This is a genomic window from Amycolatopsis saalfeldensis (genome assembly GCF_900110575.1).
Lineage (GTDB): Bacteria > Actinomycetota > Actinomycetes > Mycobacteriales > Pseudonocardiaceae > Amycolatopsis > Amycolatopsis saalfeldensis.
In genome coordinates, this window is record NZ_FOEF01000025.1 from 131,175 (window position 1) to 139,999 (window position 8,825).

Consider the following 8,825-nt stretch of genomic DNA (forward strand, 5'->3'; position numbering starts at 1 on the left):
GGCCATGGAGACCACGTTCACGCCCGTGGAAAACAGCCTGTACCTCACGCTCGCCGGCCGGGCGCTGGACAGTCGCTCGCCGCGCCCGGTGCTCGCCGACCCGACGGCCGAGGGCGTCGCGAAGGCGCTCGGCTACGACCTGGCCGGAGCGCCGCTGGTGAAGAGCCAGGTGTTCGACATCGCCGTCCGGTCGAGGATCCTGGACGACGTCGTGCGGGACTTCGTCGCCCGCCACCCCGACGCGGTGGTGCTGGAGCTCGGCGCCGGGCTGGACGGCCGGATCCTCCGCGTCGAGCCGCCGTCCACAGTGGATTGGTACGACGTGGACCTGCCGGCGGTGACCGCCGCGCGCCGCCGGCTGCTGCCCGCCCGCCCGAACGCCCACCCGGTCGCCGCCGACCTGGCCGAGCCGGGCTGGCTCGGCGAGCTGCCGGAGGGCCGCCCGGTGCTCGCGGTCGCCGACGGCGTGGTCGCGTTCCTGCCCCAGGACGTCCTCGTCGCGCTGCTGAACGGGATCACCGGCCGGTTCCCGTCCGGGGAGATCGCGTTCAACAGCTACACGAGGTTCCACGTCTGGGCGATCCGGCACTACCGCGGCACCGGCTCCATCGCCGGGGTCGTCGCCAATCCCGGCTTCGACGACCCGCACGCCCCCGAGGGCTGGGACCCGAAGCTGCGGCTGGCCGGCGAGCTGTTCGCCACGCGCGCGCCGGAGGTCGCGCTGCAGCCGCCGGCGATGCGCTGGTTCACGCGGCTGTGCGGCCACAGCGCCGCGGTGTCCCGGCGCGGGACGTGTGTGCTGCGGTACCGGTTCTGAGTCAGTCCGCGTACCGGGTGTCGACCGCGACGGCCTCCCACGCCTCGAGGTCGGCCAGCTGCTTCTCCAGCTTCTTGCGGATGGCGCCGACCGCCTCGGGGCCGAGCGGCAGCCGCAGCGGGGAGTCCTCGGTGCCGACGAGCTTGAAGATGGCTTCGGCGGCGCGGGCCGGGTCGTTCGGCTGCTGCCCGGAGCTTTCGGCGAAGCGGGCTCGGATGTGCTTGGCGGCGGTCTCGCGGTAGTCGTCGATCGGCTCGGAGAAGACCATCGACCGGCCGGCGAAATCGGTGCGGAACGGGCCCGGCTCCACGATGCTGACCCGGATGCCCAGCGTCGCCACCTCGCCGGCGAGTGCCTCGGACATCCCCTCCAGCGCGAACTTCGACGTCGCGTAGATCGCGTGCCCCGGGGTGGCCACGACCCCGCCGACGGACGAGAGCTGGACGATGTGGCCACTGCGCCGCGCACGGAAGTGCGGCAGGACCGCGCGGGTCACGGCGAGCACGCCGAACACGTTGGTCTCGAGCACTTCGCGCGTCTGCTCGTCGGACAGTTCTTCGAGCGCGCCGACCAGGCCGTGGCCGGCGTTGTTCACCAGCACGTCGATGCGGCCGTATTCCGCCAGCGCGGTGTCGACGGCCGCCTGGATCGAGGCGGGGTCGGTGACGTCGAGCCGGGCCACCAGCGCGCGGCCGGCGAGATCCTGGACGGCGCGGACGTCACGGGCCGTCGCGACGACCCGTTCGCCGCGGGCCAGCGCGGCCTCGGCGAGCGTGCGGCCGAAGCCGGAGCTCGTGCCGGTGATGAACCAGACCCGGCCGGTTCCGTTGTCGGTCATGACAAACCTCCTTGAACGCGTTATCTTGAGTCTCAAACCAAAGTACCTTGATACTCAAGGAAGTGTGCTCAGGGGGATGGTCAATGGAGCAGGCGGACTCGGTCACCGCGGGCCTGGCGGCGTGGATCCGCGCCATGCCGGCCGGCGTCGACCCGGAGGTGGAGGCGGCGCGCCAGCGGATCGGGCGGCTGTCGAGGCAGTTCGAGCAGGTGCTGCGCCGCGCGGCCGCCGCCCACGACCTGTCGCTGGGCGACTGGCAGGCGCTCTCGGCCCTGCACCGCTCCGGCGCGCCGGGCGTGCTGACGCCGAAGGAGCTGGGTGACCACCTGGGCGTGACGTCGGGGACGGTGAGCGTCCGGATCGACCGCCTGGCGCGCGCCGGCCTGGTGGAACGCGTGCCCGCCGCGGACGGCCGCAGCCGCCCCGTCCGCCTGACCGCGAAAGGCCGCCGCCGCTGGTCCGCCGCGACGGGGAAACGCACCGCGGACGAGCGCGACCTCTTCGCGGACGCCCTCACCGCCGACGAGCTGGCGGTGCTGAACCCGTTGCTGGGCACCCTGCTGGCCCGGTTCGAGGCGGAGTTCGGTGCTTCGTCCACAATGGACGTCGTACGGCCGGGGTGACGGCTACTCCGGCCGCCCGTCCCAGTGCACGATGTCCGGGGCTTCGACGTAGCCCCGCAGATGCTGCTCTTCACCGCGGTTGTGGAGCGGGAAGGCGAAAACCGACCCGTCCGGCCAAGCCAGCTTGCGGCGCCGGAGGTTGACCTCGAGTTCCTGCGGAATACGGGCCTGCCAGAGGATTTCCGGCGGGGGAGCGTCCTTCGGCTCGCGCTGGGTCGAGCCGGTGTCCACCAGCGCGACGTGCGAGGGCGAGAACACCAGCCAGGGCCCGTCCGCCGCCCGGATCCCGTCGAGCAGGCCGAGTGCCATCGCGTCGGCGGGCCCGGTGACGGCGACCGCCCGGCCGGATGCGCTCCCCGATTTCCCGCCGCCGCTGCCCGCGCCGTTCGCGAGGTAGAGGACGTAGGCCACGCCGATGCCGATGCCGCGCAGGATGTTCCAGAAGAACCGCCGGACCAGCCGCTTCCCTTTGACCGTCCCGTCCTGGCGACGTCCGGGCACCTCGAAGCTCAAGCCGTCCTCTTGCAGGCGCACCGCGATGACCGGCTCGCGCCATTGGTCCCGCATCAGCGCCTCGACGCGCTCCCGGAACCCGGGGCGGACCATGAGCTTGGCCGTCTTGGCGTCCAGCCGCTCTTGGTGGGCGAAGATCTTCTGCCCGGCCGCGCGCCGGGCGTCGGCCGGGGCCTGCTCGGCCAGCTCGCCCAGGTCTGCGGCTAGATGTCCAGGTTCTTGCGGGTCTGCTCCGGGCTCTGGTCCCCGCCGATTTCGCTCTTGTCGAACCACGGTGTGTCTCCTTCGGCGCTGACCGCTTCCTTGCCTTCGCCGGCCAAAGCCTTGCCGGCCCCGATCCCGGCCTTGACGCTCGCCCCGGCGACCAGCGGGCCGGCCCCGACCGAGGTGCCGAACATCGTGGAGAGCACCCGGTTGCTCGGCTGGAAGCCCTGCGCGGCCGCGCCGAGCCCGAACTTGGTCTCCCCGGGCATCACGCCGACCCGCAGCTTCCTGGTGAACACTTCCATCTTCCCGGCGATCTTGACCAGGAACTCCATGAAGGTGTCGAGCAGCTTGCCGAACTTGCCGAGGTAGCGGGTGACCTTCGCGAGCACGCTGGCGGCCTTGGCGATCGACGCGGTCATCGCCGCGGCGACCGAGCCGCCGAAGCTGATCACCGACGCGGCCAGCGCGGGCAGCCAGAGCGTGATCAGCCAGGAGACCAGCTCGGTGATGATCGCCTTGATCACCTCCTCGATGACCACCATGACCATCGACCACATCTGCAGCACCTCGGCCACCGTGCCGGCGGCCGAGCCGACCCCGCGGATGCCGGAGGAGAAGTCGCCGAGCGCTTCCTTCGCGGCGTTGCCGGCGTCGTCGACCCAGTCGGCCAGCGCGGTGTCGCCGGTCCGCTCGAAGTCCTCGGCGAGCGCGACGAAGCCCTGCGCGATGGTGGTGAAGTTCTCCGACGCGTGCCCGATCGCCGGGCCGTCGCCGGTGACCTGGTGCAGCGCGTCCTGCAACGGCTGGACGAGCTCCAGCAGCATGTTGAGCCCGTGGCTGACCAGCCAGCCGATCGGGTCCATGGCGAAGGTGACCATGTCGCCGGCCGCGGCGCCGACGAACGACGCGCCGTCGCCGACCAGCGCGGCGCCCGCGGACGCCAGCTCGCCCGGGCTGTCCGCCTGGGCAGCCTGCTGGGCGTGCCCGGCGATCGACTTGCCGGAGTCGTAGAGCGTGCCGACCACCGGCGCCGCGCTCAGCCCGCGGTCGACGTTCGCGCCCGTGCTCTCGTCGTAGCCCGACACGTTCAGGGTGTCGGCGATGCTCTTCTTCTCGGTCATGAGCCCGGCTTCCCCACTGCGTCGATTTCCGCTTCGTACCGGCCGAAGGTGATCTTCCCGGCGTCTTCGGCGCCCTGGTACATCTGTGCCGCGGTGCCGAGCTTGGTGGTCAGCGCGTCGACGCCGTCCTTCAGGTCGTTCAGCAGCGAGCGCAGGTCGGCGAGGTGGTCGGTGTAGCCCTGCTTGGCGAAGATGCCGACCACCCCCCACGACTGGTCGCCCACGTCGGCGGCGTCGATCTTGGCGCCGAACTTGCCCGCTTCCTGCTCGTAGTACGGCAGCTGGCGGGTGTACTCGGCGATCGCGTCGATGTTCGTCTGTATTCCGTCTGGCATCGCGGAATTCCCTCGGTCGGATCGGTCAGCGGCGGAGGAACGAGTTGGCGTCGAAGTAGTCGTCGTCCTCCGGGCCGGCGCCGCGGCCGGGCCTGGATGCCTGCTGCGCCGGCGATTGCTGCTGTGACGCGGGTTCGTCGGCGGCGGTTCCGAACGCTTCGGCCTGCGCTTCGCGAATCTGCGCCGAGATGTCGACGCCGAGCGTGTCGCCGAAGGCCTCGTCCACGATCCCGGCCTGCTGCTGCACCGCGCCGGCCACGGCCTGGCGCAGGGTGCTCATGATCGTGGCGGACAGCCGCGCCGGGTCGAGTCGCATGGCTTCCGGGGAGAGCTGGACATCGGTGACGCTGCCGCCGGCCCCGGCGACGACCGTCACGGTGCCGTCCGGCGAGGTCACGGACGTACGGACCTGGGCGATCTGCTCCTGCATGTCGGCGACACCCTCGAAGCGGGTCTCGGCCTGCTGCGTCTTCGCCTGGAAAGTGCGGAACTGGGCGATCAGCTCGTCCATGTGGGCGGACATGGTGTCTCCGATGCGCGATTCGTGGTCATGTGTCCAGATCATGACATATCCGCGCGGGCTTCCGTTCGGCTTTCCCGAAAACGACGGGGCGGCCCGGGCGGAAACACCCGGGCCGCCCCGTCGCCGGCTCAGCCGAGGTGGGAGCTGATCGTGGTGTAGTCGTTGCCCACGTTGGTGTACACGCCGGGGAAGTCCTTGCGGGCACAGCCCTGGCCCCAGGACACGATGCCGGCGAGCTTGCCGTCGACGTAGGCCGGGCCGCCGGAGTCGCCCTGGCAGGAGTCCTTGCCGCCTTCGGGGACGCCCGCGCAGAACATCGACGCCTTGTCGTAGTTCGAACCGGACTTGCTGTAGTCGTCCGCGCAGGTGGTGTTGTCCACCACCGGAACGTTCACCTTGAGCAGCTGGTCGGAGACGTCGCCGCCCTCCGACGTGGTGCCCCAGCCGACCACGGTGACGTCGGCGCCCGCCTTATACGCCGCGTCGTCCGCGGACTGCACGAGCGTCGCCGGCTGGTACGGCAGGTCCTTGTCCAGCGTCAGCACGGAGTTGTCGTGCTGCATGCCGTTCATGTCGAACGCGGGGTTCTGCCAGACGTCGCTCACGCCGGCCTTCTCGCCGGTGGTGTCGCTGAAGTTGGTCTGGCCGCCGATGATCTCCATCTGCGCGGCCTTGACGCCGTCGGTGCAGTGCGCGGCGGTGAGCACCTTGTTCTTCGCGACCAGGGTGCCCGCGCAGTGCTGGGCGCCGTCGACGTTGAAGATGACGGTGGCCGGGAAGTCGTCGATGGTGGTCGGTGAGCCGCCGACGATCAGGGGCCCCGCGCCGGCCGAGGCGCCGGGCGCGGCGACGACAGCGAAGGCCGCGGCCGCGGCGAGCGCCAGCGCCGCGCGTCGAGCCAGTGAACGTCCGTCTACCTGCATGAACATCTCCCTTCGGGACCGGAAAGGTGCGTTTGCGAGCAGACCAGACCGGCTCGGGGCCCGGGTAGCTACGTAAGTCGTGTTCTGAAAATTCGCGAACATAGTTGGTTTTTGTCCGTCTCGGCGGGCTGGACGCGAGCGGCACCGGGTAGGGCTGGCGGTTGTACCTACCGGTAGGTACGGTTCCTGGGGTGGACGCGTCCGAACGGCTCATCGAAAGCACCCGGGAACTGCTCTGGGAACGGGGTTACGTCGGCACCAGCCCGAAGGTGATCCAGGAGCGCGCCGGCGCCGGGCAGGGCAGCATGTACCACCACTTCCGCGGGAAATCGGACCTCGCGCGGGTGGCGATCGAGCGCAGCGCGGGCGAGGTGCGCGCCGAAGCGGAGCGGCGGCTGGCCGCGCCGGGTCCGGCGCTCGAGCGGATCGCGGCGTACCTGCGGCGCGAGCGAGAGGTGCTGAAGGGCTGCCCCGTCGGACGGCTCACGCAGGACCCGGACGTGATGGCGGACCCGGTGCTGCGCGCGCCGCTCGGCGAGACCTTCGACTGGCTGCGCGACCGGCTGGCCGCCGTCCTCGCCGAGGGACGCGACCACGGCGAGTTCGACGCGGAGCTGGACCCGGCGGCCACCGCGGCCACGATCGTCGCCGTGCTGCAGGGCGGTTACGTGCTCGCGAAGGCCGCCGGTGACAGTGCGGAGTTCGACCGCGCTGTCACCGGAGTGCTCGCGTTGTTGCGCCGGGCTTGAGTGCTGGGGTGGTGCTCCTGCCCGCGAAACGCCCGCGCGGTGGCGAGAGCCGCGTCCGATCCTCGCCACCGCCGGTCGGGCTCAGCCGTTGAGGCGCTTGATGATGCTGTGCGGGAAGGGAAGTTCAGGGCGGCTCGCTTCGGCCAGCCGGTCCAGCTGGTCGGCGGGCAGGTCGAGCGCCAGCGCGCCGACGGTGTCCGTGAGCTGCTCCGGCGTGCGCGCGCCGACGAGGGTGCCGGCGATGGCCGGCTGCCGGGTGACCCAGTGCATCGCGACCTGGGCCGGGGTGCAGCCGGCCGTCGTGGCGATCTCGCGCACGACGTCGAGGACCGCCCAGCGCTGTTCGGAGTGCCGCTCGCCGGCGAGGCGGCCGTCGGCCCGGGTTTCGCGGGAGTACTTGCCGGACAGGAAGCCGCCGCCGATCGCGCCCCACGGCTGCACCGCGATGCCGAACTCCCGCGCCAGCGGCACGTGCTCGGTCTCGATCGAGCGCTCCACGAGCGAGTACTCCAGCTGCATCGCGGTGATCGGCGGGCCGCCCAGCATCGCGGCCTTCGTCGCGTACCACGCCGGGACGTCGCTGAGCCCGACCGCGCGGACCTTGCCGGCGCGCACCAGGTCGTCGAACGCCGAGACGACCTCCTCGGCCGGGGTGAAGCCGTCCCAGATGTGCAGCCAGTACAGGTCGACGTGGTCGACGCCGAGCCGGCGCAGCGACGCCTCCAGCGAGGCGATCATGTTCTTGCGCCCGTTGCTGCGCCGGGCGACGTTCCGCTCGATCCCGTTCGCGGTGAAGCGCGGGCCGGAGTACTTGGTGGCGAGCACGAGGTCGTCGCGGCCGGGCACCTCGCGCAGGAACTCGCCGACGAGTTCTTCGCTGCGCCCGGCGCCGTAGTTGTCGGCGGTGTCGACGTGGTTGCCGCCCGCTTCGAGGTAGGTGCGGAACACTTTGCGGGAGGTGTCGTCGTCGGAGCAGAGGGCGGAGTCGCCGAAGGTCATCGCGCCCAGCGCCAGCGGTGAGACGCGCAGGCCTGAGCGGCCCAGCGGCCGGTGGTCGTCCAGTCCGGTCAACGGTGCAGTCATGGTTTCGAGCGAACACCCCGGAGCGCGGTCCGGGTCAAGCCCGCGGACCCGGTGCTTGACCTGGAGCGCGGTCCAGGTGCGAGGGTGGGTGCGTGGACTCTTACTCACCAGCCGAAGTCACCGCCCGGACCGGGTTCTCCATCGACACGCTCCGCTACTACGAGCGGATCGGCCTGCTGCACGAGGTCGGCCGCACGGCCGGCGGCCGCCGCCGCTTCACCGAACAGGACCTCGGCTTCCTCCGGCTGCTGCGCTGCCTGCGCGACACCGAGATGCCGATCGCCGAGATGCTCCGTTTCGTCGGGCTCCTCCGCGAGGGCGACAGCACCCGCGCCGAGCGCCTCGCCGTGCTGCGCGAGCACGAGGAACGGGTCGAGGACCAGATCGGCCGCCTGCGCGGGCACCAGGAGCACATCCGGATGAAGATCGCGTTCTACCGCGGCGCGGTCGAGAACGAGGACCTCGCCAGCGTCTGACCACGGCCACCGGACCGGCTGCTGACGGATCGGCCCGGGCGAGGTGGCGTCCCGGCCGCTCGGTGGAGGCCGCGGCGGAGGTGCTGTGGGGTGGTGCGCATGCTCGGGCTGGGCGGTTCTCCGGCCGCTGGCTGGGGCCGGTCCGGGCGGGGTGGCCGCACGCTGTTGCCGGGGCGGGGCGGTGGTGTGGCTGGTGACCGGGGTTGGGTCGGGGACTCGGTTGTTGGGGTGTGGGTGGTGCTTTGGTGGCTGATGGGTCGGCTGGGGCGGGGCGGTGGTGTGGCTGGTGACCGGGGTTGGGTCGGGGACGCGGTTGCTGGGGTGTGGGTGGTGCTTTGGTGGCTGATGGGTCGGCTGGGGCGGGGCGGTGGTGTGGCTGGTGACCGAGGAGGACCACCGTGCGCGGGTCCGTGTCGCGGTCGTCCAGGTCGTGCCGGGTTGGGCCGGGGACGCGGTTGTTGGGGTGCGGGTGGTGCTCTGGCGGCCAATGGGGCCGGGCGGCGCCGGGGCTGGTGACCGGGGTCGCACTTGTTCGGGCGCGGGTGGCTGATGGGGTCAGCCGGGGCTGGGCGGTGGTGCAGCTGGTGACCGGGGTCGGGCCGGGGGACGCACTTGTT

Annotated in this window: 11 protein-coding genes; 4 read left to right on the forward strand and 7 right to left on the reverse strand. The window is 71.6% G+C overall.

The genetic code is table 11. From position 1 onward, the window contains the following. Positions 1–4 precede the first annotated feature (4 nt). The gene (locus BMY97_RS39140) at positions 5–817 is read left to right on the forward strand and encodes a class I SAM-dependent methyltransferase (RefSeq protein WP_091627815.1); all 813 of its coding nucleotides are present in this window, start codon (positions 5–7) and stop codon (positions 815–817) included. 1 nt (position 818) lies between these two features. Here the strand turns inward: BMY97_RS39140 and BMY97_RS39145 are convergent, their stop codons facing one another. Then, positions 819–1,655 (reverse strand): oxidoreductase, encoded by an 837-nt coding sequence (locus tag BMY97_RS39145; RefSeq protein WP_091627817.1) that lies wholly within the window; start codon positions 1,653–1,655, stop codon positions 819–821. A gap of 83 nt (positions 1,656–1,738) precedes the next feature. Here BMY97_RS39145 and BMY97_RS39150 point away from each other — a divergent pair, with 83 nt between their 5' ends. After that, positions 1,739–2,278: a MarR family winged helix-turn-helix transcriptional regulator gene (locus BMY97_RS39150; protein WP_245787729.1), complete on the forward strand. Its 540-nt coding sequence runs from the start codon at positions 1,739–1,741 to the stop codon at positions 2,276–2,278. A 3-nt stretch (positions 2,279–2,281) separates the two neighbouring features. Here the strand turns inward: BMY97_RS39150 and BMY97_RS39155 are convergent, their stop codons facing one another. The 5 genes from BMY97_RS39155 to BMY97_RS39175 form a co-directional block, all read right to left on the reverse strand. Further along, entirely contained in the window at positions 2,282–3,064 is a 783-nt protein-coding gene (locus BMY97_RS39155; protein ID WP_342744083.1) for a hypothetical protein, read from the reverse strand. Beyond that, on the reverse strand, positions 2,995–4,119 hold the full coding sequence (locus BMY97_RS39160; protein WP_091627820.1) for a hypothetical protein: 1,125 nt from the start codon (positions 4,117–4,119) through the stop codon (positions 2,995–2,997). Before BMY97_RS39160 ends, BMY97_RS39155 begins: the two co-directional genes overlap by 70 nt. Further along, positions 4,116–4,454 (reverse strand): hypothetical protein, encoded by a 339-nt coding sequence (locus BMY97_RS39165; RefSeq protein ID WP_091627822.1) that lies wholly within the window; start codon positions 4,452–4,454, stop codon positions 4,116–4,118. The genes BMY97_RS39160 and BMY97_RS39165 overlap by 4 nt, the downstream gene beginning before the upstream one ends. Positions 4,455–4,479: 25 nt before the next feature. Next, a complete protein-coding gene (locus tag BMY97_RS39170) occupies positions 4,480–4,977 on the reverse strand; it encodes a YbaB/EbfC family nucleoid-associated protein (RefSeq protein ID WP_091627860.1) in 498 nt (165 codons plus the stop codon). Positions 4,978–5,105: 128 nt separating this feature from the next. Then, positions 5,106–5,900: a serine protease gene (locus BMY97_RS39175; protein ID WP_091627862.1), complete on the reverse strand. Its 795-nt coding sequence runs from the start codon at positions 5,898–5,900 to the stop codon at positions 5,106–5,108. A 191-nt stretch (positions 5,901–6,091) separates the two neighbouring features. On the opposite strand from BMY97_RS39175, the gene BMY97_RS39180 reads away from it, so the two are divergent. Further along, a complete protein-coding gene (locus BMY97_RS39180; RefSeq protein ID WP_091627824.1) occupies positions 6,092–6,649 on the forward strand; it encodes a TetR/AcrR family transcriptional regulator in 558 nt (185 codons plus the stop codon). Between the two features lie 81 nt (positions 6,650–6,730). Here BMY97_RS39180 and BMY97_RS39185 read toward each other — a convergent pair whose 3' ends face one another. Continuing rightward, entirely contained in the window at positions 6,731–7,732 is a 1,002-nt protein-coding gene (locus BMY97_RS39185) for an aldo/keto reductase (protein ID WP_245787730.1), read from the reverse strand. A gap of 92 nt (positions 7,733–7,824) precedes the next feature. Between BMY97_RS39185 and BMY97_RS39190 the strand changes: the two genes are divergently transcribed. Beyond that, entirely contained in the window at positions 7,825–8,208 is a 384-nt protein-coding gene (locus BMY97_RS39190) for a MerR family transcriptional regulator (protein WP_091627827.1), read from the forward strand. Positions 8,209–8,825: the final 617 nt, after the last annotated feature.

What these genes read in the sequence shown, in the direction of transcription:
- BMY97_RS39140 (WP_091627815.1), top strand. Translation starts at nt 5, where the DNA reads ATGGAGACCACGTTCACGCCCGTGGAAAACAGCCTGTACCTCACGCTC.
- BMY97_RS39145 (WP_091627817.1), bottom strand. Translation starts at nt 1,655, where the DNA reads ATGACCGACAACGGAACCGGCCGGGTCTGGTTCATCACCGGCACGAGC.
- BMY97_RS39150 (WP_245787729.1), top strand. Translation starts at nt 1,739, where the DNA reads ATGGAGCAGGCGGACTCGGTCACCGCGGGCCTGGCGGCGTGGATCCGC.
- BMY97_RS39160 (WP_091627820.1), bottom strand. Translation starts at nt 4,119, where the DNA reads ATGACCGAGAAGAAGAGCATCGCCGACACCCTGAACGTGTCGGGCTAC.
- BMY97_RS39165 (WP_091627822.1), bottom strand. Translation starts at nt 4,454, where the DNA reads ATGCCAGACGGAATACAGACGAACATCGACGCGATCGCCGAGTACACC.
- BMY97_RS39170 (WP_091627860.1), bottom strand. Translation starts at nt 4,977, where the DNA reads ATGTCCGCCCACATGGACGAGCTGATCGCCCAGTTCCGCACTTTCCAG.
- BMY97_RS39175 (WP_091627862.1), bottom strand. Translation starts at nt 5,900, where the DNA reads ATGCAGGTAGACGGACGTTCACTGGCTCGACGCGCGGCGCTGGCGCTC.
- BMY97_RS39185 (WP_245787730.1), bottom strand. Translation starts at nt 7,732, where the DNA reads ATGACTGCACCGTTGACCGGACTGGACGACCACCGGCCGCTGGGCCGC.